At 45.3% G+C, this 23,595-nt stretch carries 19 protein-coding genes; 10 read left to right on the top strand and 9 right to left on the bottom strand.

What is annotated here, in order from left to right; all coding sequences use genetic code 11:
- Positions 1 to 186: 186 nt before the first annotated feature.
- A complete protein-coding gene (locus DBX26_RS22295; RefSeq protein ID WP_118120922.1) occupies positions 187 to 1,923 on the top strand; it encodes a BCCT family transporter in 1,737 nt (578 codons plus the stop codon).
- Between the two features lie 104 nt (positions 1,924 to 2,027).
- Here DBX26_RS22295 and DBX26_RS22290 read toward each other — a convergent pair whose 3' ends face one another.
- Both DBX26_RS22290 and DBX26_RS22285 read right to left on the bottom strand, forming a co-directional pair.
- Positions 2,028 to 2,978, bottom strand: a complete 951-nt coding sequence (locus tag DBX26_RS22290) for a LysR substrate-binding domain-containing protein (RefSeq protein ID WP_118120921.1) — start codon at positions 2,976 to 2,978, stop codon at positions 2,028 to 2,030.
- 251 nt (positions 2,979 to 3,229) lie between these two features.
- Positions 3,230 to 5,056, bottom strand: coding sequence for an ABC transporter ATP-binding protein (locus tag DBX26_RS22285; RefSeq protein ID WP_065301535.1), 1,827 nt, complete (start codon positions 5,054 to 5,056; stop codon positions 3,230 to 3,232).
- Positions 5,057 to 5,201: 145 nt separating this feature from the next.
- Between DBX26_RS22285 and DBX26_RS22280 the strand changes: the two genes are divergently transcribed.
- The 4 genes from DBX26_RS22280 to fhuB are packed head-to-tail and all read left to right on the top strand — an operon-like array spanning position 5,202 to position 11,020.
- Positions 5,202 to 7,298 carry a TonB-dependent siderophore receptor gene (locus DBX26_RS22280; RefSeq protein ID WP_118120920.1) on the top strand — a complete coding sequence of 699 codons (2,097 nt, stop codon included), beginning with the start codon at positions 5,202 to 5,204 and terminating at the stop codon, positions 7,296 to 7,298.
- Between the two features lie 52 nt (positions 7,299 to 7,350).
- Positions 7,351 to 8,136 carry an ABC transporter ATP-binding protein gene (locus DBX26_RS22275; RefSeq protein WP_118120919.1) on the top strand — a complete coding sequence of 262 codons (786 nt, stop codon included), beginning with the start codon at positions 7,351 to 7,353 and terminating at the stop codon, positions 8,134 to 8,136.
- Positions 8,127 to 9,056, top strand: a complete 930-nt coding sequence (locus DBX26_RS22270; protein WP_118120918.1) for an iron-siderophore ABC transporter substrate-binding protein — start codon at positions 8,127 to 8,129, stop codon at positions 9,054 to 9,056. The genes DBX26_RS22275 and DBX26_RS22270 overlap by 10 nt, the downstream gene beginning before the upstream one ends.
- The gene (fhuB, locus tag DBX26_RS22265; RefSeq protein WP_118120917.1) at positions 9,053 to 11,020 is read left to right on the top strand and encodes a Fe(3+)-hydroxamate ABC transporter permease FhuB; all 1,968 of its coding nucleotides are present in this window, start codon (positions 9,053 to 9,055) and stop codon (positions 11,018 to 11,020) included. Before DBX26_RS22270 ends, fhuB begins: the two co-directional genes overlap by 4 nt.
- Before the next feature lie 71 nt (positions 11,021 to 11,091).
- On the opposite strand, the gene DBX26_RS22260 is transcribed toward fhuB, so the two are convergent.
- From DBX26_RS22260 to DBX26_RS22230, 7 genes are all read right to left on the bottom strand, one after another.
- On the bottom strand, positions 11,092 to 11,937 hold the full coding sequence (locus DBX26_RS22260; protein ID WP_065298128.1) for a mechanosensitive ion channel family protein: 846 nt from the start codon (positions 11,935 to 11,937) through the stop codon (positions 11,092 to 11,094).
- 174 nt (positions 11,938 to 12,111) lie between these two features.
- Positions 12,112 to 13,452: an HlyD family type I secretion periplasmic adaptor subunit gene (locus DBX26_RS22255; RefSeq protein ID WP_081281078.1), complete on the bottom strand. Its 1,341-nt coding sequence runs from the start codon at positions 13,450 to 13,452 to the stop codon at positions 12,112 to 12,114.
- Entirely contained in the window at positions 13,424 to 15,145 is a 1,722-nt protein-coding gene (locus DBX26_RS22250; RefSeq protein ID WP_118120916.1) for a type I secretion system permease/ATPase, read from the bottom strand. Before DBX26_RS22250 ends, DBX26_RS22255 begins: the two co-directional genes overlap by 29 nt.
- Before the next feature lie 76 nt (positions 15,146 to 15,221).
- Positions 15,222 to 15,794, bottom strand: a complete 573-nt coding sequence (locus DBX26_RS22245) for a calcium-binding protein (protein ID WP_118120915.1) — start codon at positions 15,792 to 15,794, stop codon at positions 15,222 to 15,224.
- Between the two features lie 237 nt (positions 15,795 to 16,031).
- Complete coding sequence (locus DBX26_RS22240; RefSeq protein WP_041170441.1) at positions 16,032 to 16,688, bottom strand: LuxR C-terminal-related transcriptional regulator; 657 nt, start codon at positions 16,686 to 16,688, stop codon at positions 16,032 to 16,034.
- Between the two features lie 233 nt (positions 16,689 to 16,921).
- Positions 16,922 to 17,590: a LuxR C-terminal-related transcriptional regulator gene (locus DBX26_RS22235; protein WP_118120914.1), complete on the bottom strand. Its 669-nt coding sequence runs from the start codon at positions 17,588 to 17,590 to the stop codon at positions 16,922 to 16,924.
- Positions 17,591 to 17,773: 183 nt separating this feature from the next.
- Positions 17,774 to 17,974, bottom strand: coding sequence for a chromosome segregation ATPase (locus tag DBX26_RS22230; protein ID WP_014234902.1), 201 nt, complete (start codon positions 17,972 to 17,974; stop codon positions 17,774 to 17,776).
- A 246-nt stretch (positions 17,975 to 18,220) separates the two neighbouring features.
- Here DBX26_RS22230 and DBX26_RS22225 point away from each other — a divergent pair, with 246 nt between their 5' ends.
- The 5 genes from DBX26_RS22225 to DBX26_RS22205 are packed head-to-tail and all read left to right on the top strand — an operon-like array spanning position 18,221 to position 23,593.
- Positions 18,221 to 19,177, top strand: coding sequence for a MoxR family ATPase (locus DBX26_RS22225; RefSeq protein ID WP_014234903.1), 957 nt, complete (start codon positions 18,221 to 18,223; stop codon positions 19,175 to 19,177).
- Between the two features lie 15 nt (positions 19,178 to 19,192).
- Positions 19,193 to 20,119: a DUF58 domain-containing protein gene (locus tag DBX26_RS22220; RefSeq protein ID WP_118120913.1), complete on the top strand. Its 927-nt coding sequence runs from the start codon at positions 19,193 to 19,195 to the stop codon at positions 20,117 to 20,119.
- A 28-nt stretch (positions 20,120 to 20,147) separates the two neighbouring features.
- Positions 20,148 to 20,624, top strand: coding sequence for a DUF4381 domain-containing protein (locus DBX26_RS22215; RefSeq protein ID WP_065301545.1), 477 nt, complete (start codon positions 20,148 to 20,150; stop codon positions 20,622 to 20,624).
- Positions 20,617 to 21,621, top strand: coding sequence for a VWA domain-containing protein (locus tag DBX26_RS22210; protein ID WP_118120912.1), 1,005 nt, complete (start codon positions 20,617 to 20,619; stop codon positions 21,619 to 21,621). Before DBX26_RS22215 ends, DBX26_RS22210 begins: the two co-directional genes overlap by 8 nt.
- Positions 21,614 to 23,593, top strand: coding sequence for a VWA domain-containing protein (locus tag DBX26_RS22205; protein WP_118120911.1), 1,980 nt, complete (start codon positions 21,614 to 21,616; stop codon positions 23,591 to 23,593). The genes DBX26_RS22210 and DBX26_RS22205 overlap by 8 nt, the downstream gene beginning before the upstream one ends.
- Positions 23,594 to 23,595 lie beyond the last annotated feature (2 nt).

Genomic DNA, 23,595 nt, shown 5'->3' with positions numbered 1-23,595 from the left:
GCATTGATCTGGGACAAGAATGCATCTTTAAAAATTGCACAAATATTAATGGCATGACTAAAAATCATTAATTGATGAGTATTAATCAGTTGAAACAACGCATAGCTCTCTCTAATCTCCCAGAAAAATTAACAATAAAACAACAAACGATAACGCTGCATACAAAAAACACTGTGAGGGACGCCTATGAGAGCAACAACAGGGATACTAAAAGGACTCAATCCGACTGTGACGATCGCATCTAAGATCATCGTCATCGGTTTTGTACTTTTCTGCGCCATTCTAGCTAACCAAGCGGGTCAATATTTCGAATCTATTTCCGGTATTCTGTTGCAGAATATGAAATGGTTTTATATCGGACTCGTTTCTTTAGTCGTCGGTTTTCTGCTCTATTTAATGATTAGCCGCTATGGGCATATTCGATTAGGTAAGGACGACGAAAAGCCCGAGTTCAGTTACCTGTCATGGGTATCTATGCTGTTTTCTGGCGGTATGGGGATTGGTTTGATCTTCTGGTCAGTCGCTGAGCCAATGTGGCACTACGCGGACAACCCTTTCACGCAGGGTTTAACCAATGAGGCTGCCACGGCATCGATGAAACTGACGTTCTTCCATTGGGGACTACACCCTTGGTCAGTTTTTATTATTGTTGCGCTTGCTCTGGCCTACTTTTCCTACCGTAAAGATCTGCCGTTTACCTTACGATCTATTCTGTACCCCCTGATTGGCAACCGTATTTATGGTCCAATCGGCCACACTGTCGATATTCTTACTGTCGCAGTCACGGCCTTTGGTATCTCCCAGACACTTGGTATGGGCGTGATTCAAATCAACTCGGGGCTAAATCAAACATTTGGTTTAGATATCGGGTTAGGCACTCAACTGATCATTATCGTTTCTTTATGTACCTGTGCGGTTGCCTCAGTTCTGTCTGGCGTCGGTAAAGGAATTCGTCGTCTTTCTGAATGGAATATGTTGCTCTCTTTGCTGCTGGTACTTGTTGTGCTTTACATTGGTCCAACACGCTACATTCTGAACACACTTTTAGAGAGCACTGGTCTTTACGTGCAAAATATTGTTGGCATGAGCTTATGGAGTGACGCCCAAAATGACTCAGGTTGGCAAAACTGGTGGACAGCATACTACTGGCCATGGTGGATGACATGGGCGCCATTTGTTGGCATGTTCATCGCGCGAATTTCTAAAGGAAGAACGATCCGTGAACTGATAGGTGGCGCTTTAATCGTACCAACACTAATCACTTTCTTATGGATCTCAGTTTTCGGTGGAGCCGCACTGAAAGTTGAGCAAGATGCTCGCGTAGCGTATGAAACTCAAGTGGTTGCAGCTCAAGAAGCAGGCCAAACGCCACCAGACGCATTTACGGGCGGAGTCATTCTCGAAGCAACGAAAGCGGATACCACTCGCGCATTATTTACGTTGTTCGATAACCTAGATACCGGTCTGTTTGGCAAAATACTGAGTGTATTAGCGTGTTTGCTGCTGGGTACCTATTTCATTACCTCCGCTGACTCAGGAACTTTGGTTCTTTGTACCTTAGATGCGGCAGGTGACAGTGAACCTCCCAAATCCATTCGTGTACTTTGGGGAATAATGATCGCCGCGATAGCTGGTGTACTGCTGTACGCAGGAGGACTGAAAGCAATGCAAACTGCGTCAATCATTGCAGGCTTTCCAATTGCAATATTTATTGCGGTAATGAGTTTGACGCTATTTCATAGTATTCGACGTGAACCGAAACCCTGGGCGATGTTACCAGAACACGTCCACCCGGAAGAGACCAAGCTTGATGGCCCAGTAGAGCCACTTGTAGAAAGTAAGGCGGCGATTCAGCAAACCATAACCGCTGATTCAACGGCTGCTAAAAATCCAACGCTTGATCAGAAACCAGCGTTAACCTAGCAAAGTCGGTTTAATGATAACCACCTACTGAAGTAGGTGGTTTAGGGCTGAAAACAAAAAGTGGGAGTTATGCTCCCACTTTTTATATCTACTACTTTTTGTCTCTAAGAATTGGACGATTCGACTGTTTCGGCTAATCCGCGATCACCGACTTCATCCGGTAATTGCTGCAACAACCAACCGCGAAAGCGTTTCACACTCGCTGGGATTAAGCCTCTGTCTTTAGGCTCCAACATACAGAAATTCGATGGTGTTGCCAGAACATGCTCGACAGGCCTTACCAACGCACCGCTTTGCAAATAGTCATCAACTAATGAGCCCCAAGCTAAGGCAATACCCTGACCATTAATGGCTGCTTGCAACAACATAGGGTAGTTATTAATGTTCATTCGGTTACGAGGGACAATATTCGGTAAATTTACGCCTGCAAACCACTCCTCCCAATTGACCCAGTCCCTTTGCGACTCTTCGAGATAAAGAAGCGTTTTATTAAAAATCTCTTCAGCCTCAGTCGGTTGACCAATCTTTTCTAAATACAGTGGGCTGCAAACCGGAAAAACTTCTTCAGAGAAAAGTGTCGTCACTTCCATTTCGGCGGGTGGTGTTTTGCAGTAAAACAGTGCGATATCGCAATCTAGGCGTCTTAAATCCAGTACGTTATCAGACGCCAGAATTCGTATATCGATATCATCATGCTCATTTTGAAACTCCGCCACTTTTGGCAATAGCCACAGAGCAGCCATTGCATTAGTCGTAGCGACGGTAATTTTCTGCTCCCCTTGCCACTTTTTCACTTCTCCGGTGATTTGCGCGATATCGAGTAAAGACTGACTGATCGATTGATAATATTGCAGACCTGTCGGCGTTAGGTTGATGCTGCGATTGGCACGGGTGAACATCGCTTTACCTAAATACTCTTCTAATTGTCTAATTTGACGGCTGATTGCGCCTTGAGTCACATTGAGCTCTTCAGCTGCGAGCGTAAAGCTCAAATGTCGAGCCGACGCTTCAAACGCAACTAGGCTGTTTAAAGGTGGGAGGGGTTTGATTTTCATGTTTCTTCCAGTATGGCAGCTTTGTAATTATTGTTATTCCCGGCAATCTTCTGTTGCACGTGGATAACCGCCATTGTGGACAACCATCGTCAAACGACAATTTATAAATAATAAAAAATAGAGATGAATCATAAATTGCTCCACTTCAGCGGGATATATAGTGTGCCACTGCATGTTTGTTGGAATAAAAAAGGGAAGCCTGCGCTTCCCTTTTTAACCACGAGATTGATGTGATTCCACATCACCCAATATTACTCTGTCAGAAAGCCACCGGTCTGGTGTTTCCACAACTGAGCATAAACTCCGTTAAGTTGCAGAAGCTCCTGATGCGAGCCTTGTTCGATAACCTGACCATCATCCATCACGATTAAACGGTCCATCGCAGCGATCGTCGATAAGCGGTGAGCAATAGCAATCACCGTCTTCCCTTCCATCAATACTTCAAGGTTTTCTTGAATCGCAGACTCCACTTCAGAATCCAGCGCAGACGTTGCTTCATCCATAATGAGAATCGGCGCATTTTTAAGAAGTACACGCGCAATAGCGACACGTTGACGCTGGCCGCCAGACAGTTTTACACCACGCTCACCAACTTCAACATCGTAGCCAACATTACCTTGCTCATCTTTCAGAGTCTGAATAAATTCGTGCGCATGTGCCTTCTCAGCCGCAGCTATAACGGATTCCATAGAGGCTGCTGGATCACCATATAGAATGTTTTCTTTGATTGAGCGGTGCAGCAAAGAGGTATCCTGAGTGATCATTCCAATGTGCTGACGCAAAGACTCTTGCTCTACCTGTGAGATGTCCTGTCCATCAATACAGATTTTGCCGGTATTCACGTCGTAAAAACGCAATAGCAAGTTAACCAATGTTGACTTACCCGCACCAGAACGCCCAACAATGCCGACTTTCTCGCCCGGTTTAATCGTCAGGTTCAGGTTGTCAAATACGGCTTTTTCTTCGCTGTAGTTGAAACCAACGTGATCGAAGCAGATTTCACCTTGTCGAATTTGCAACGGCTTTGCATTCGGTACATCTTTCACTTCAACGTCGTTCGAAATCGTGCTGATACCATCTACAACAGTACCAATATTTTCAAACAGTGTACTGACTTCCCACATGATCCATTTCGACATGCCCTGTACACGCAGCGCAATGCTGATACCGATAGCAATCGCACCAATCGTTACTGCCGCATCCAGCCATAAATAAACGGAAATCACGCCAATAGACAACAGCAGTAAGTAGTTGATCGCATCGACACTAAACAGCAAGCAAGTCACCATTCGCATCTGACGGTATACCGTAACCAGGAACTGCTTCATGCTGCTTTCTGCATACTCTAGTTCGCGCTGAGAATGGGCAAACAACTTAACCGTAGAGATGTTGGTGTAAGAATCGACAATACGTCCTGTCATCACAGAGCGTGCATCCGCCTGCTCAGTCGCCACGCGCTTCATTTTCGGAATGAAGTAGAGCTGGATCAGTACATACAATGCAAGCCAGATAACGATAGGTAGCATGAGCAAACCGTCTGCCTCACCCATCATCCATATCATCGACACAAAATAAACACTGATGTAGACCAGTACATCCAGCAGCTTCATCACCGTTTCTCGAACTGCCAACGCACTTTGCATCACTTTTGTTGCAACTCGGCCTGCAAAATCTCGCTGGAAGAAACCAACTGCTTGCTTAAGTAAATAACGGTGAATCAGCCAGCGAATCGACATTGGGTAGTTACCCAGCAGTGTTTGGTGCATCACCATCGAATGTACAAATCCTAATGCCGGCATGACAACGACAACCAGGAAAAGCATCATCAACATCTGATCGCCCTGATCTTGCCAGAAAGTAGCACGATCCTGGTTAGACAATATATCGACTAGCTCACCCATGTAGCGCAACAGGGTGACTTCAGTGATCGCAATCAGCGCACTAAACACCGCCATGATAATAAGCGGCACTTCAAATCCACGCGTATAAAAACGGCAAAAGCCAAACAAGGTCTTGGGTGGCTTTTCGGTTTCATGCAGGGGAAACGGTTGGGTTAGTTTTTCAAACCAATTAAACATAACAACTACTTTGGTTAGATCGATCAAATTTGCAGACGTTTTACTATCTTTTGATGCAAAAGTCAGTAAAATACGTAAACAATAGTTTAAATGATAATAATTACAATTAAGCTTTTTGTTTAAAATAATTGTCGGGAATGTATTAATGACAAATCATAACTCTCTCACCATCGCTGTTCGTAAAGCGTTGGTTTGTGCTATCGCGCCCGCTGCAGTGGTTTCGTTTATGGCACACGCACAAGATGATTCAACTGAGATGGAAACCATCACAGTCACCGCACAAGCACTCAAAGTCGAAACGCCAGCCAAAGAAACACCACGCAGCGTTTCCATTATCTCTGAAGATGAATTGCGCGTTCGCGCACCACAAAAGCTAGATGAAGCGTTACGCTACACATCAGGTGTCACATCTCAACCTTATGGCGCTGATAACGACACAGATTGGTTTAAAGTACGTGGCTTCGATGCCGCTACTTATTTGAACGGCAACCGTTTGTTCCGTGACGGCTACTACACCTGGCTCGTTGAACCATACGGTTTGGAAAGTGTTGAGGTCGTAAAAGGCCCATCAGCCATACTATTCGGTGAATCGGCACCAGGTGGCGTAGTAAACGCCGTTCAGAAAAAGCCAACGTTCACACCACAAGGTGAAGTAAAGGTTGAAGTCGGCAACAACAACCATCAGTCAATAGGCTTTGACATTGCTGACGAAGCTAATGATTCAGGTACGATGCGTTACCGCTTGGTTGGCTTGATGACCAGTCAGGATGGTGAACTGGACGATACAGAAAATGAACGTTTCTACATCGCTCCGAGCCTGGAAATCGATGTTTCAGATCGTACCATGCTGACCCTGATGGCGACCTATCTAAAGGATGATGGTGTGCCAACTAACCCATTCTTCCCAGCTGCAGGTACGCTCGTCGACTCAGAATACGGCAAGATCGATCCATCAACTAACTTAGGTGAGCCAGATTACGACAAGTATGAACGTACTCAAATCTCACTTGGTTACTTGCTTGAACATGATATAAACGACACTTGGACATTCTCACAGAACGCAAACTACGGTTCTAACGAGCTCTTTCTGCGTAGCGTTTACAGCATGCCATCTCCAGGCTGGGATTTAAACGACGACTCGCTTTACTATCGTGGAATTGTATTCCGTGACGGCAAAAACCAAAGTTTCACCTTCGACAACAATGCGGTTGGTAACTGGATGACGGACAATGCCGAGCATACAGTTTTAGTCGGTGTTGATCTGCAATATCACAACACGAAGGGTGACGAACAAGACAACTATTCATTTGGTACCGTAAACCCATTTAATCCAAGCTACGGAAACTACACACCACTGGACTCCGCGGACAACATTAAACGCGAGATCGACAAGTATCAGGCCAGTGTGTACTCGCAATACCAACTTAAATTCCACGAACAATGGATTGGTAATGTTGGCGCCCGTTACGATTGGGTGAAAACAGAAAACAGTGGTAAAGGTGCAAGCGTCGATCAGAGTGAGTCTCGCGATGATGGCGAACTGTCTCTGAGCGCTGGCCTAATGTACCTTGCGGACAACGGCCTTTCTCCATACGCCAACTACTCTCAATCGTTTGAAGTGATCAGCACCATCGACACAGCAACCGGTAAGCTCTACAAACCACTTGAGGGTGAGCAAGTTGAAGTGGGTGTGAAATATGAACCGAGCTTTATGGATGGCTTCGTTAACATCGCATGGTTCGATATCACGCAGAAAAATGCACTGGTAACTAACCCATCAACTTGGGTGGCAACTCAGACTGGTGAAGTGACATCAACTGGTGTCGAAGTTGAAGGTACTGCTCAGTTAACTGACGACGTTAAATTACTGGCTAGCTACACCTACACTAAAGCAGAAACTGACGAGACTTATGGCAAAGGCACGCAACAAGCGGGGCTTATTCCTAAGCATCAGGCGTCTGCATGGGTAGATTACAGCGCATACCGCCTAATTCCTGGCCTGAACGTTGGAACAGGTGTTCGTTACGTGGGTGAATCTAAAGACAACCCGGCGAGCTCGGATCTAACGGTTCCATCTGTGACACTTTGGGACGCATCTGTGACTTATGACATTTCTTCACAATGGCAGGCACAGCTTAATGTGAACAACATTCTGGACAAAGAGTTTGTCTCTGGCTGCGATTACTACTGTTACTTCGGTCAGTCTCGCTCTGTGATGCTAAACGCTAACTACCGCTGGTAATTGTTCTTCCAACTCCCCTCTTATGAGGGGAGTATCATCTTGAGACCTATCCATGTTTCAACTATCTAATATTCAGATCGTTCGAGGTGGACGTCAAATCCTCGGTATCGATCAACTCAATATCCCAACCAATGAACTCACCGTGGTGCTAGGGCATAACGGCTCAGGGAAATCGACCTTGGTTAACTTGCTTTCCGGGCAAATGTCACCAGATAAAGGCTCTGTCGAGCTCAACGGTCAAAACCTCTCATCTCTCAAAACCAAAGAACTGGCAAAACAAATCGCCTACTTGCCGCAAAAACTTCCGGCTTCGGCAGGGTTAACGGTAGAAGAATTGGTTCGTTTGGGGCGTTTCCCATGGCGCGGGGCGCTCGGTCGCTGGAACGCGGAAGATAAACAGATCATCTCTCAAGCGATGCGGCGTACAGGGGTCACGCCGTTCGCTCAGGCTCTGGCAGATGATTTATCCGGTGGTGAGCGTCAACGCGCTTGGGTATCCATGTTGCTTGCTCAGCAATCACCGATTTTGATTCTCGATGAACCGACTTCTGCGCTAGATGTGCACCATCAGTTTCAGTTGATGGCATTACTGTCAGAGTTAAATAAGACGGAGAATGTCGGGATCATTGTTATTTTGCATGACTTGAATCTGGCGCTTCGCTACGCCACTCACATCATTGCTCTAAAGAAAGGGCAAATCGCTTTTGAAGGTAAAGCAGACATGCTTCTCGACGAAGCACGTTTGTCGGAACTCTATGAGTCACCAATCACACTGATCGATCATCCGACTCCGGCAGACACCCTTGCCAGCCGTAAGGTAGCCGTTGTATGCGCTTAGTCAGACGTTTACTTCAGCGCCTTGCTGCCATTGCCATTATTGTCGGGGGAATGCTTTCTCAAGCTCATGCTGCCATTACCATTAGTGACGATTATGGCAGTCACTCTTTTGCGCAAACACCACAACGGGTGGTCGCATTAAACTGGGATATACTCGAGCAGGTTCTTGCGTTAGACGTTGAGCCGATAGCTGCACCAAACTTATCGGGCTATCGTCAGTGGGTAGTCAATCCCTATGCGCCAGAAACCATTGAAGATATTGGCACTCGCGCTGAACCGAATTTAGAAAAAATCGCCAGCTTAAACCCTGATGTCATTTTGGCTGCGTCACCACAGCAGGATCTCATTCCATTATTGTCTCAAATAGCGCCTGTGATTTATCTACCAAACTTTTCAGAAAACGAAGCGGCCGCTGAAACGGCAATCCGTCATTTTCGTACGTTGGGAAAACTGTTGGATAAGCAAGATCTTGTCGAAGAAAAACTAACCGCTTTAGATCAATCGTTTGAACAAATGCGTTTACGTATCCACCAGCATTATCCCGATCCGCTTGAAGTACTCGTGATGCGCTTTTCCACGCCGAATGCGGTGTTTCTGTCTACGGAAAACTCAACCACAGATTACGTGGTTAAACACCTGGGCTTAAACAACCCGATACATGAGTCACCTAAAGCTTGGGGCGTGAAACAAGATCGCATTAATCGTCTGCAGAATCTTGAAGACAGCTACATCTTATATGTGCAGCCGTTTCCACAAGAAGACAAGTTAAAGGACTCCCCCCTTTGGCAAGCCATGCCTTTTGTGAAAAAGCACAGAGTTAATTCAGTCAGAGCCGTTTGGGCATATGGTGGGGCAATGTCTTTACAATACATGGCTGAAGCCATCACTGATAGTTTAATTGAGTTGGCACCAGAACAATGAGAATAAAACATTACATCGGTTACTTAGCACTGATTCTGTTGCTCAGTATTTTTAGCCTGCAATTAGACACAAGCTTGTCATTAGGCGCGCAGTGGGGGCTACTGATTCAAGCAGATCTCGCCAGTGAGTTTCGTGACGTTTTCTTTCTTCAGTCTCAACTGCCGAGGCTATGTATCACCCTACTCGTCGGTGCAATGCTTGGACTAACCGGCAGTTTGATGCAACAGCTAACGCAGAACCACTTAACCTCTCCTCTGACACTAGGCACCTCCTCTGGTGCCTGGCTAGCATTGGTCGTGGTGAATATCTGGTTTGTAGATTGGGTGGCAGATTACTCCGCTTTAGCCGCAATGACAGGTGCACTTATCGCGTTTGGATTGATCATTTCTATCGCGGGTATTCGAAATATGACCGGCTTACCGCTCGTGGTATCAGGCATGGTTATTAACATACTGCTTGGATCCGTCGCGACCGCGATTATCATCCTAAATGCTCAGTTCGCGCAAAATATCTTCATGTGGGGTGCTGGGGATCTTTCTCAATACAGTTGGGAATGGTTTGAGTGGTTGCTGCCACGTTCTGCAATCGCACTCATTATTGTTCTGATTGCACCGCGAATATTAACACTCTTAAAACTCGGCCAGGAAGGTGCTGCCGCACGAGGGCTAGCCGTACTCCCAGCATTTGGCGCTGTAATGGTCATGGGAATCTGGCTCGTATCAGTGTCCATTACCGCTGTCGGCATCATCAGCTTTATTGGTTTACTAACCCCGAATATTGCTCGTGCGATGGGCGCAAGAACGCCTCGTGACGAACTGATAAGTAGCCTGTTATTGGGTGCAACTCTGTTACTTGTTACCGATTCACTCGCCATCTCATTAAGCTTATGGCTGGAAGAAACAATTCCGAGTGGCGTTGCAGCTGCCGCAATCGGAGCACCTGCTTTAATTTGGTTTACTCGTAAAAAGCTCACCGCAACGGATCAGCTCAACCTTTCGATGAGTCAGGGCAAAGCGCAGCTATCAAAAGTCACGGTCGCGAGCTTAATCATCATGAGCTTTGCTGGAATGCTGGTCTACTCACTGATTACTCATGGAGCGAATGGTATTCAAGTTGCACTACCAGGAGAGTTTCAATGGCAACTGCGCTGGCCTCGCATGATTACTGCGCTCGCTGTCGGCATCGCGCTCTCGGTTGCGGGAATCATTTTACAGCGTATTGTCTATAACCCGTTAGCCAGCCCAGATATTCTCGGTGTTTCTTCTGGTGCGACATTTGCGATCATAATCACTGGCGTGATGTCCGGATCATTGCTTGCGTCATTCAACTGGGGCGTGGCTTTTTTAGGCAGTTTGACGGTCTTGCTGTTGTTGCTTCTAATTGGTAAAAGAAGCCAGTTTAACCCTTCGAACTTCGTATTGTCGGGTATTGCGCTTTCTGCTCTGCTAGAAGCGTTAGTTCAATTTGCTTTGGCTCAAGGCTCTGGTGAAAGTTATAAGATCCTGCTGTGGTTAACAGGTTCGATTTATCGTGTTACCTCCCAGACGGCAGTCATGTTGACCATCGCGGTCATGATCCTTTTCGCCGGTGTATTCGCAATTTCACGCTGGTTAACACTCATTTCTATTGGCCGCGCCTTTTCTAATGCCAGAGGACTTAACCCTTCAGTTGCCAATACGATAATGCTGACCATTGTGGCCCTGCTTTGCGCATTTTCAACGGCTACAGTCGGCCCTGTTTCTTTTGTTGGTCTGGTCGCTCCTCACATGGCGATGATGCTGGGCGCCAGAAAGGTAAAAGAGCAATTGCTGGTCGGAAGTTTAATTGGTGCGACACTAATGCTTTGGGCTGATTGGCTGGGCCAGATAGCCATCTATCCTAGCCAAGTCGCCGCCGGCACTTTAGTCGCGATAATAGGCAGTACTTATTTCTTATTCTTAATGCTTAAAAGTAAGTTCAACTAAATAAACAAAACCCGCTATCAAAGTAGCGGGTTTTGTTTTCTTAACCTTGCGTAAAACAGATCTTACACAAGTTATTTAATCTCTACCGGGAAGCGTTGTTCATAAAGGTCCATAAAGTCCTGACGAATCAAATGTTCCAAGTGATTCGCTTTATCCGTTGGACAAAAAATCATGACGTGAACAATCTGCTCACCAGTCGCATTGCTAGAAATATGAATATGCGGCTCTGCGCCCGGCAGGTCGACACCAGCGTGTTTTTCAATCATCGCGTTATAACGATGTGCAACGTCGCTGAAGTAACTGCAATGTTCGTCAATTTTCTCTGTTAATGGCGTTAAAAGTGGATATAAGTTAACAAAGTCCCTCACAACAACCGAGAAATTATGATAAACATACCGCTTCATAAAATTCAGGTTCTTTACCGGATAAGTAAAAAACATACTGTTTGGTAAAGTAGCCGTTTTCCCGGTGTAATGATACTGACCATGATGAAGGTCGATCTCTTGGATTACGGTAGCCATCATATTGTGGTCAATCACTTCACCACATAATTTACCGACTTCTATCCAGTCCCCCACGCGAAAAGAGCGTGAACTGGCTCGCTGAATAGACCCCGTAAAACAAAGAATGATCTCCTTTGAGGCCACGACTATCGCCACCGCAATCGCAGTCACACTTAATGCAAACTCACTGATTTCGGACTGCCAAAGAACGAACAGAATCAACAGCGTGATGGTAAAGGTGCCATTTTTCGTTCTCGACATCCAACTGCGCTGCTTCTCAGAAAGGAGCGTGTGATCACCACGAATCATAGAGAGAATGGTCCGACGCGTTAACCACGCGGCAATAAGAATTAATGTGGTAAACAGCATTTTATGGGCCAGTAGAAAACTGACGACCAACTGCACTTTTTCCATTCTCAACTTCCTGCTATTGAACTACTGATAAATCTTTCTCGGAGCAGGCAACAATAGCAAAAAAATCTACAACTTGTCCGACTCAGCCTCTCTAAATGATACAAAAACAGCAAGGATTCGGAACAGACTGGCCGAATCCTAACCAGTTTGAAGTCAAAACGTCTTTTGCGGTACTTAATCTTCTCGAAATGCTCTATTCATACTATCTGTGATAGGTTTAACGAGATAACTCAGCGGTGTGCGCGGCTCAGAGAGAATAAGTACTTCTGCATTCATCCCCGAGGTTAAGTGGTATTTTGCGACGTCATCTTGAGAAACAGCAATTCTGGCCAGATAGAAATCTTCGCGATCTTGCTGTGTGAGCTTGTCGGCAGAGATGGTCAGAACCGTTCCGTCCAGAGGTGCTAAGTTTCTCGCATTTAATGCAGTCACTCTGATACGAGCTTGCTGGCCTGGGTTCACTAAATCGATATCCTGCGGATTCACTCTCGCTTCTACCAGTAATTGGTCATTTTGAGGAACCAGTTCTAGCAGCGTTTCTCCCGAACCGATAACCCCTCTTTCGGTAAATACCTGCATATTGACCACACGACCTGAAATTGGTGCATTGATAGACGTTCTGGTTACCACGTCCTGAGCAGAACGGTACTCTTCTCGAATGCTGACAATTTCTTTCTGGGTGTCTCTTAACTCTTCAACGACTTCATTCAGCCGTTCCAATTTTAACTCTTCAACCTGAGATTGGTTTTCTTCTAGCCGTTTATTCACCGTAAGAGACTGTCGATCCAATTGACTAAGCGTACTTCTCACTTCGGCCGCGAGGCGCTTTAGCTGGAGCAAGGTTGACTTACCGGAGAAGCCTTTCTGTACCAAGGCTTGATTACTCGCAATCTCTTCTTCAATAAAGTTTAATCTTTCTCTTTCAATTACTTTAGTTTGCTGAAGGTTTTGCAGTTCTAAATTTGCACCGGAAATACTTTGTTCAATGATCCCTAGCTGACTTTGAAAGTAACGCTGTCTGGCTTCAAATATTTTACTTTGCACCAGCTGTGCTTCTCGCACGATTTCAACTCGAGGTAGATTGTTAAGATCGTCAGACCATACAATTGAAGGCAGTTCATCCAACTCTGCGCTCAGACGATTCTCTTTAGCGAGCGTGTGAATAAACTGTCCGCTCAATGAGTCTAATCTCGCCATTGCCTGATGTTTGGACAGTTGAATCAATGGCTGACCCTTTTGAACCAAATCGCCTTCCTGAACAAACAGCTTTTCGATGATCCCGCCCTCTAAATGTTGGATGGCTTGTCGATTACTCAGCACCGAAAAATCCCCATAGGCGATGGCTGCACTTTCCAGTTTCGCTGTTGCTGCCCAAAAACCGACACCGCCCAAAAAAACGCAAGTGGCAATAACCGCCAGCAGAATAGGTTTTTTGAAACTCAGTTGGAGCTCGGGAGAAAAGCGATAAACACTGTCGGTGGATGGTTTATTGACTGTTGGCAGTTGATTGCTCATTTGTCACCCTCGGTATATCCGTTTTGTCTTTACCCATTAAGCGTTTCAGTACTTCATCCCGAGCGCCGTATAACTTCACTCTCCCATCCGACAAATAAAGTAGCCGATCCATCTGCCTTAGCGTACTCGCATTATGAGCGATCACGATAATGCTCGTTCCTTGCTGTTTTAAATGTGCTATTAGTCGTTGAAATGCGGCCTCGCCTTCTCCATCTAGGTTCGCATTAGCTTCATCAAATACGACAATAGAAGGCTCACCATATATGGCCCGAGCAAGTGCTATTCTTTGACGTTCACCTCCAGATAAACCACGCCCACGTTCTCCGATAACAAAGTCATAGCCTTTGTTCTTTTTGAGGATCAACTCATGGCATCCGGCCAGTTGTGCAGCGCGAATCACTTTGGCTGGGTCTTCATCTTTAAAACGCGCGATATTTTCCCTGATGGTCCCGGTGAATAACTCGACTTCTTGCGCCAGGTATCCGAAATGAGCACCGCGATCTTCCGCCGCCCAGGTGGATACCTCCATACCATCTAACGTTACCTTGCCTGCAGAAGGTTTGATGTTTCCGAGCATCAACCGCGCTAACGTCGACTTACCCGTTCCGGAAGGACCAATCAAACCAACCGAAACACCTGCGGGAATAGACAATGAAACCGCCGAAAGTACTGGTTCAGTTGCGCCAAAGTGCCGGTAAGTTAGCCCGATGAGTTCATAGTTCCCTTGCGGTTTAGGTAATGGCATATCAGACTCATCGAGCTTGATGACAGCGTCGATATCCTTTAAACGTTGATAGGAGTTTCTGGCAGACATCGCGCCCCGCCACGTGCCAATCGCTTGTTCCATCGGCGCTAACGCTCGGCTCATCAGAATAGAGCTGGCGATCATTGCTCCGGCGGTAATTTCATGTTGAATCACCAGCCATGCTCCACCACCAAGTAGCGAAACCTGTAATGTGCTACGCACGAATTTGGACAAGTTACTTATATAAATGGTTTTTCCTGCCACGTTCTCTTCTAACGAGTTGACCTGAGTCATACGTGATTGCCATTTTTCTAAAAACGCATTCATCATGCCCATCGCAAGGATCGAGTTAGAGTTTTGTGTTGCCAGTTCGGCATCATTGATTTGAGAGAGCGCTTTCACTTCACTTTCTTGAATTACTTTTCTGGCTAAAACTTCATTGAGAATGCCCAGCCCCAAAAGCACAATCGACCCGACTAGTGCGATGTGACCCAACAAAGGGTGTAACAGATAAACAAATAAGATAAAGAGTGGCGTCCAAGGAGCATCCAACAGAGGGTAAGGCGCTTGACTGCTTAAAAAGCCTTTAATGTTTTGAATATCTCTGAGTACTTGAGAAGTAAAACTTGTGCCAGTATGAGACTGATATTGGATACTGCGCTTGAGCATAAACACAGACAGTTTGGTATCCATCCAGTAACCAAAAGATTTGCTTACTTGTGCTCGGGCAATATCAACAATAGACATCGTAAAAAGTGCAGCCACCACTATGACGGTGAGCAAAACGAGTGTATCTATTGAGTATGATGAGAGGACGCGGTTATACACTTGCAGCATGTACAAGGGTATAGAAAGAATGAGTAAGTTGATGAAGAGGCTAAACCCAACCAACAAGCCTATAAGCGCGAACAGCTTTTGTCGCACCTCTTTGAAAACCGTTTTCTGCACGATAACTTCCGTTTAATCAAAAACGCAGGCACTAGACGACGTCGCCTAGTACCTGGCTTGACTGCCTATTTAGTGTTTAGATAATAAATAAATCTGCACCATAAGTAGTGATTTCTGTTTCAGTAACACCAATAAGCTTAACGGTTAAATCAGCACCATCGGTAAAGACAGCATTACCTGCCGCATCGTAACTAAAGGTCAAATCAGCGAAATCGGTCACTGTAGAGCTATTAATACGAATCAGATCTTCACCGATAGTAAAGTCGGCAATTTTTGCCTCGCCGTGACCATCAAACTTATCGGTAAATAGAAATAAGTCACTGCCTTCACCACCAACCATGAAGTTGTCACCAGAGCCAGCAACTAATACGTCATTACCGGTACTACCATTTAGCGTGTTATTGCCCTGCAGCCCGAGGAGAATATCATCCCCAAAGCCACCGCCGAGATAGTCATCACCGGTACCCGCTTTAAGAACATCATTACCAGCGCCGCCGATTAGGCGATCATTACCAGCACCACCGATTATGAAGTCGCTACCGCCACCGCCAACAATAAAGTCATCGCCACCGTATCCAATGAACAGATCATAAGTGCCATCAAAATCGGAGAGCTCATCTGCCCCTGGTGTACCATTATAAATAGTCATTTTTCTCACTCCCTTTGCTTTGGCTAAACAATTGAGCACATCAATTAATTATCTCTATTGTTTTCGGCCTGATTAGATTATTTCCAGACACCGAAAGTCTAGTAGGCATGTATGTGTTTAAGAGTTTGAATAAGGAGTGATATTAAAATCTAATACTAATTTAATAAAATATCAGATGCAGTCACCTAATCAGTATGAGAAAAAACTAATATTGAATCAGATTACAATTCAATATTACTATAGATTCCTTTTAGCCCAGCTTGTCGCTTGAGTTCTATTCTTTACATCTAACTTTCTAAAAATATTATATAAATGAGATTTAATGGTATGTTCGCTGATAAATAATGAATCAGCGATTTCCATGTTTGAGCCACCGTCTTTTAACATTGTCAAAACTTGTATCTCGCGTCTGGTGAGTTCGACCTCTATCGCTGGTTCTACAATAGGTATCAATTCTTTTTCTTTGTAGTATCTCACCATTTGCTCTAGCAGCCTACGAGGTAACCAGTTATCTCCATTCATAATCGCAATAAGGCCATCGCACACCTTCTCCATCGAATCTCTGGGTCCAAATATACCTTTTACCGCAGGCCAAGCCGCTAATTCTTCGATATTGAGCTCATGTCCTTGGTTGATCATTATTGTACCTAGCACTTTATTACTACTCTTTAAGTAATCTAAAGTTTCGGAGTTCATATCCACCGAAAAATCCACCAATAAAAAATACCGAGTTGGAATGCATTCATGATAACTTGGGTTTCTAGAGTCTAAGATCGTTATTTTTGTTTCGGTGTTTTTAGAAAGCATTTCCTTAAAGTTTTCACTTTGTAAGCTTTGCTGCGTGATCATTAGGACTTCTGGCTTTTCCATATGCTGTTCCATAATGTTTCTCATACTTTCATTGACTTAATGTTTATGAATTAGTAGTTACTCACTAGCGATATAATTCACCCCTAAGTATTAAGAATGATAGATTACGGCTATTTTTCTTTTTTTAAAATTATAAAATAAATAAAAATATAAACAAAAAAAGTGTTTCTCATAAAAGAAACACTTTTCTCATTATTTAAATCACGCCCAATAAATATAAGTCATCACTAAATTAGGACGTTGGTGTTTTTATCTATTTAAACAGACATCGAATACTCGGAAATATTTTCTTTGGCCCAGATAAGCGCCTGAACTCTATTTTTCACTTCAATCTTCTTAAAGATGTTGTGTAAATGAGTCTTCACTGTATTTTCGCTCACAAACAATTGTTCCGCGATTTCTTGATTCGATGCTCCCATTGCAAGAAAAGTGATTATTTGCATCTCTCTTCTCGTTAAAATGCTTGGGGCATGCTTGTATACTGGCTTGCTGTTCTGACGAAGGTGAGTAATGTACTGCTGGGAAAACTTGCGGCTAAACCACATGTCACCTTGCAAGATCTTATCTATACCGACTTGCAGAGTTTGGACGTCATCTGAAGTATAAAAAATGCCGACTAACGTATTCCAGATGAAGAGATCTTCTGTAGAGATGGCTCTGTCACAGTTAATCAGGATTTCCTGGACACTCTTAAGTTGTGACTCTTTGAAGTCTCGATATAGCGATAACGTTTCTTCTGTCAGAATACTAAAGTCTAAAATAATGGCTGAAATGGGCAGACCTTTAAGAGATCGGCTGGTAAGGTTTTCTGGAATTATCAAAATAACGCTTATACCAAGTTCCGTTTCCAACACATCCTTCAACAGCGATGATTGTAGACTTCTCTCAGTAATTAAAATGATATCCCCTGTAGTGTGATACTCCATTCCCTAAACATTCCTCTAGCCGTATAGATTGAACTACACAATAGATTTGGTTAGAGCGTCAACAATGTCAAGTATGAAAATGACTAATACGAGCCACCTAACATATTGATATAGAATGGTTTTAGTTGCAAATTGACGGGTAAGCATGAAAAAGGGAGTAAACACTCCCTTTTCCTAGAGAATTTAGTGAATTGGCACGGCATTCTTTTGGTTAAACTTGCCGAAATACTGCTCTAGAATCTCAGGAGTCAGTTTGCCTTCCGCTTCCAGCTTCTTAAGCTCAGCTGCAATCGCCTTCTGCTCTTCCAGCGAAGGTAGCTTCACTTCTTCTTCCTGAGAGACCTCTTGAGACATTTGCTCTAGCTCTTGTTCGAAATCATTCATAGTACTTACCTAAATATATTCATTGAACTATTAACTGTCTTTATTCTATCTAAGTCTACGGCTTCACGCTACCAAGCATCTCATTACCGCCATTCCTCTGCACGGCTAACCCAGCTTAAAGCTTGTAATACTTGTCAATGACCCAATATTGAAAAGATAAGTTTCAAGGTCTTACTGGGAACTTTTTCTACAAAGTAAATGACCAATACTGATAATCAACTCAAATGGATATCGAGAGTCCACAACATGCATAAATCTAACTTCGAAACGCTTCAACGATACCTCGAGTCTCAAATCATTGGCCAACAGGACTTGGTTAAACAGCTGTTGATTGCCCTGCTCGCTGACGGGCACATTTTGGTTGAAGGGCCTCCAGGGCTAGCAAAAACCCGAGCAGTCAAATCATTGTCCGACTGCGTAGAAGGTGATTTCCACCGTATTCAGTTCACCCCAGATTTGTTGCCTGCCGATTTAACCGGCACTGATATCTTCCGACCAGAAACTGGAGAATTTACGTTTCAGTCTGGTCCTATCTTCAACTCACTCATTCTGGCCGACGAGATTAACCGTGCGCCCGCAAAAGTTCAGGCCGCCATGCTTGAAGCCATGGCCGAGAAACAAGTAACCGCCGGGCGCCACACCTATGCTTTGCCTGAACTATTCTTAGTCATGGCAACGCAGAACCCGATCGAACAAGAAGGGACTTACCCACTTCCGGAAGCCCAGTTAGACCGATTCTTATTGCATCTGGAAGTGAATTATCCGGATGCCGAACACGAACTGGCAATATTGCGTATCAACCGTGGGGAAGCAAAAGGCGAAGCCGCAATCGAACGTCCAAGTATCAGCCAACAAGATATCTTCACCGCGCGTAAAGAGGTGCTCGATATTCATATGGCAGAAACCATCGAGCAATACATCGTGCGTCTGGTGATGGCGACACGTCAAGCCAGCGAGTATGACAGCGAACTGGATAAGTGGTTAGCGATGGGTGTCAGCCCCCGAGCGACGATTGCGTTAGACCGATGTGCTCGTGCTCATGCATGGTTAAAAGGACGAGACTTTGTTTCTCCCGAAGACGTACAAACGATGGCATACCCAGTGCTGCGTCACCGTTTGCTACTGAGCTACCACGCACAAGCCGAAGGCATCAGTGCCAATCAGGTCATTGATAAGCTACTTAACCTTGTTGGCAGCGCATAAAGTTGGGTGAGTAATATGTCAGCAAAAGAGCCATTGCCACCCCATGCGAATGGAGTGACATTAACCTTAGAAGAACTGCTGCATCATCGGACCCAATCGATCCTATGGTTACCACCAGCGCAAAGTATTTGGTCCCAGATGAGCGGTAGCCATACCAGTCGGCAGAAAGGTCGTGGTATGGACTTTATGGAAGTACGCCAATATCAGGCCGGAGATGACATTCGCAGTATTGATTGGCGCGTCACCGCACGCACGGGCAAAGCGCACACTAAATTGTTCGCCGAAGACAAAGAGCAAGCGGTGATTTTATACATCGACTTGAGCTCAAGCCTTTACTTTGGCTCAAAGTATGTACTGAAGTCCGTTCAACTGGCCCATTTTGCCAGTGTATTAATCTGGCTAACGCTGGCGAAGAAAGACCGTATTGGGGCTGTCATTGATGACGGGCATCAATGCCTGGAGTTTCGTCCGTCTTCCCTACAAAAACAGGGCTTGCGGATCCTTCATGCCATTCTAAACATACATAATGAACAGCTGTCGCTCTTAGAAGAAAATGGAAGCCGTTCGATGCCTTATTCACAAGTATTCGAAACACTCCACACGCTCACACCTAAAGGCAGTGAGCTAATTTTGCTGAGTGATTTCTCACAAACGGGTGAAAAAGAACTGACTCAATTGCGTCGGCTGAAACAACACAACTCTGTTCGAGCCATTCAGTTTTTTGACCCATTAGAAAAGGGAGAGACGGACTTCCGAGGACAAGTAAAAGCCTCTGATGGTCGTCGTAGTCAGTGGTTCAACTTTGGCTCCAAAGGAGAGAGAAGTGAGCTTGAATCGTACTTTACCGCTCATCAGGAATCCATCAAACAACTATGCCATTCGATGGCGATTCCATTTAACAGCCTCTCTAGTGGCTCTCCATTAATCCAGCAACTAAGCTAGCAGCCTTCTTCTAATAGCAGTAATAACAATGACAACAAATAACCAAAGCTTAAACCTAGAACCTTTAATTTTACCTAATGCTCCGGATTGGTTGCCACTCGCTTGGGGGTGGTGGGCACTGATGACAGGTATTGTGTTAACGATTTTGGGCGTATATCTCTATTTCAAATGGCGTACTAAGCGTCTGCTCGCTAAACGAACAGCACTGAAGCTTCTGACAAACTCAGTCACGCCTCATACCCCTTCTTCTGCTTTAGAGATCTTACGTCAGGCAGCGTTGAGTTACTTTCCACGCGAAGATATTGCACCGCTCACTGGCGCTGCTTGGTATGAATTTCTGGATAACCATACTGAAGAGAGTCGATTCTTAGATAAACAACAACAGTGGCAGGCCGCCTTATATCAGAAATCCCCTCAGGGAGAGCACCAGGATTTAATTGAAGACTGTGTTTTCTGGGTCAGCCACGCTTTGCCACCGAAGAAAAAGGCCAACACCCGTGACTGAGCAAACCTTAGCAACCGGCCTTAGCCAATGGTTGAATATTGAATTTGTCTGGTGGTGGGCACTGATTTTACTGCCCCTACCTTTGCTTGTTTACAAGCTGTTACCACGAGAAAGCCAGCAAGCTGAGATTAAACTGGCTTATTTACCAGACAATACACACAGCAACAAGCCGAAACAAAAGCTGCAAAAAACCTTGTCCATTGCTATATGGACGTTACTAATCATTGCCTGTACACGACCAGTTTGGTTTGGCGATCCAATAGAGTTTCAACCGAAATATCGAGACTTAATGTTGGTCGTTGACCTTTCAGGTTCAATGCAAAAAGAAGACATGAATTTGGACGGTGAGTTTACCGACCGGCTTACCGCTGTAAAAAAAGTCTTATCTGATTTCGTCGCGAAGCGTAAAGGCGATCGCTTAGGTGTTGTATTGTTTGGCGATCATGCCTATTTACAAACACCCCTTACCGCAGATCGACAAGCAGTCATACAACAAATCAACCAAACCGTTATTGGATTAGTTGGGCAAAGCACCGCAATGGGTGACGGCATTGGTTTAGGGACCAAAACATTTGTCGATAGTAACGCACCTCAGCGCGTGATGGTTTTGCTCAGTGACGGCGGAAATACCGCAGGCGTATTAGACCCTATTGAGGCGGCGGAAATCGCCAAGAAATACAACGCGACGATTTATACCGTGGGCGTGGGTGCGGGTGAAATGATGGTCAAAGAGTTTTTTATGACTCGAAAAGTCGATACCGCAGCCGATCTCGATGAAAAGACCCTGACCCGAATTGCCGAAGTCACGGGTGGTCAATATTTCCGCGCAAGAGATACAGAACAGCTAGAAAACATCTACGAAACCATTAACCAATTAGAACCTGTCTCCAGCGACACACAAACGTGGCGTCCTCAATCCGAATGGTTCCGCTACCCACTGAGCGCAGCATTGGGACTATCTGTGTTGTTATTCTTGCTAAGGAGAAAACATGGCTGAGTTTATTTTCCTCCACCCACTTTGGCTGACTGGACTGATCGCGATCCCCATCGCGCTCACGCTAAATAAAAAATTGACGGACAAAAGAACAACGCTTATTGCTCCTCATTTAGCGAAAGTGTTGGGAAACGCTGTGCAATCAAAGCACACCTTTACCGTTTGGGGAGTCACCTGGGCCTTAGCTTGTATTGCACTGGCAGGCCCAAGCTGGCAATCGAATGAACGCCCAAGCTTTAAATTGAGTCAAAACCGCATTTTGGTTCTCGATATGTCGCGATCCATGTATGCGACGGATATCAAACCAGACCGATTAGCGCAAACTCGCTATAAAGCTCTAGACTTACTGCCTAACTGGAAAGAAGGTGCAACTGGGCTTGTCGCCTACGCTGGCGATGCGTACAGCTTGAGCCCGCTCACAACCGACTCAAACACGTTAGCTGGCATTATCGAGAATTTATCCCCTGACTTGATGCCTTTTCAAGGGGCTAACCTGCCATCTGCAATTCAGTTGGCGTTAAATCAGTTTTCGCAAGCAGGAACCAATCAAGGTGACATTATTGTATTAGCCGACGATCTTGACGATGCTGAACTAACCAACTCACTTAACCTGCTAAAAGGTAAAAAATTCCGTGTATCTGTCCTTGCAATAGGCACAGCAAATGGTGCGCCAATTGCGCTGCCAAATGGCCCCCTGCTCAAGAATAGCCAAGGGACAACGGTAGTCGCAAAAACAAATTTAAAAAACCTGCAGACGCTCGCCAATCAAACTGGTGGACTATTTATTCCGATTCAATATAACAACCGGGATGTCGAAACTATTGCTGATTTTACCAATCAAATGGGCAATAGCTTTGCCGCGAAACAAAACGACGAGGTGCAAACTGGATCGAGAATGAATAATGGTTTTTGGTTATTGCCGTTGCTGTTACTTCCTGCTGCTTTGCTTTTCCGTCGCGGCGTCATTTGGCTATTTATCGCCGGACTTACGCCATTGACCTGGACTGCTAAGGTTGAAGCAAACCCATTCTTAAATGAAAACCAGCAAGGCGCCGAGCTCTATCAAAAAGGCGAATTTGAAAAAGCCAAAAGCGTGTTTACCGATCCAAATTGGAAAGGTGCAGCGAGTTACCAAAGCGGAGATTATGAAATGGCAATCAAAGCGTTTTCTGACAATCCATCATTTGAAGGGCGTTATAACCTCGCGAATGCTCTGGCGCAAAATGGTCAGCTCGAAGAAGCTGCGGACCTATACAAAGAATTGCTCAAAGAAAAACCCGATTTCGACTCAGCGAAGAAAAACCTCTCGGTAGTAGAGGAGAAATTGAAGCAACAGCAGCAACAGCAGCAACAGCAGCAACAGCAGCAACAGCAGCAACAGCAGCAACAGCAGCAACAGCAGCAACAGCAGCAACAGCAGCAACAGCAGCAACAGCAGCAACAGCAGCAACAGCAGCAACAGCAGCAACAGCAGCAACAGCAGCAACAGCAGCAACAGCAGCAACAGCAGCAACAGCAGCAACAGCAGCAACAGCAGCAACAGCAGCAACAGCAGCAACAGCAGCAACAGCAGCAACAGCAGCAACAGCAGCAACAGCAGCAACAGCAGCAACAGCAGCAACAGCAGCAACAGCAGCAACAGCAGCAACAGCAGCAACAGCAGCAACAGTCTCAAAATGATCAGGTTCAGGAGCAAGGACAACAGTCACAAAATCGTCAAGACACTGAAAATAAAAAGGAAAACCAACAAAAAGAGTCAAAAATCAACCATCAAAAAGACGACAATACGTCTGAGCAAGACGGTCAGCCGATGAAGGTTCAGGCTCAACCAGACCAATCACAGCAGGATGATCCTGAATTCCGCCGCCTGGAGGCAGTAGAAAGCGCGCGCGATCCAAGCTTTCTGATTCGTGCACAAATGCAGCTGCAAGCGCAGCAAAAACAACGTCCGCAACAATCGCAAAAGGAGTGGTAAGC

The sequence above is a fragment of the Vibrio sp. dhg genome, from assembly GCF_003443775.1.
Taxonomy (GTDB): domain Bacteria; phylum Pseudomonadota; class Gammaproteobacteria; order Enterobacterales; family Vibrionaceae; genus Vibrio; species Vibrio natriegens.
This window is presented reverse-complemented; position numbering and strand designations above follow the sequence as displayed.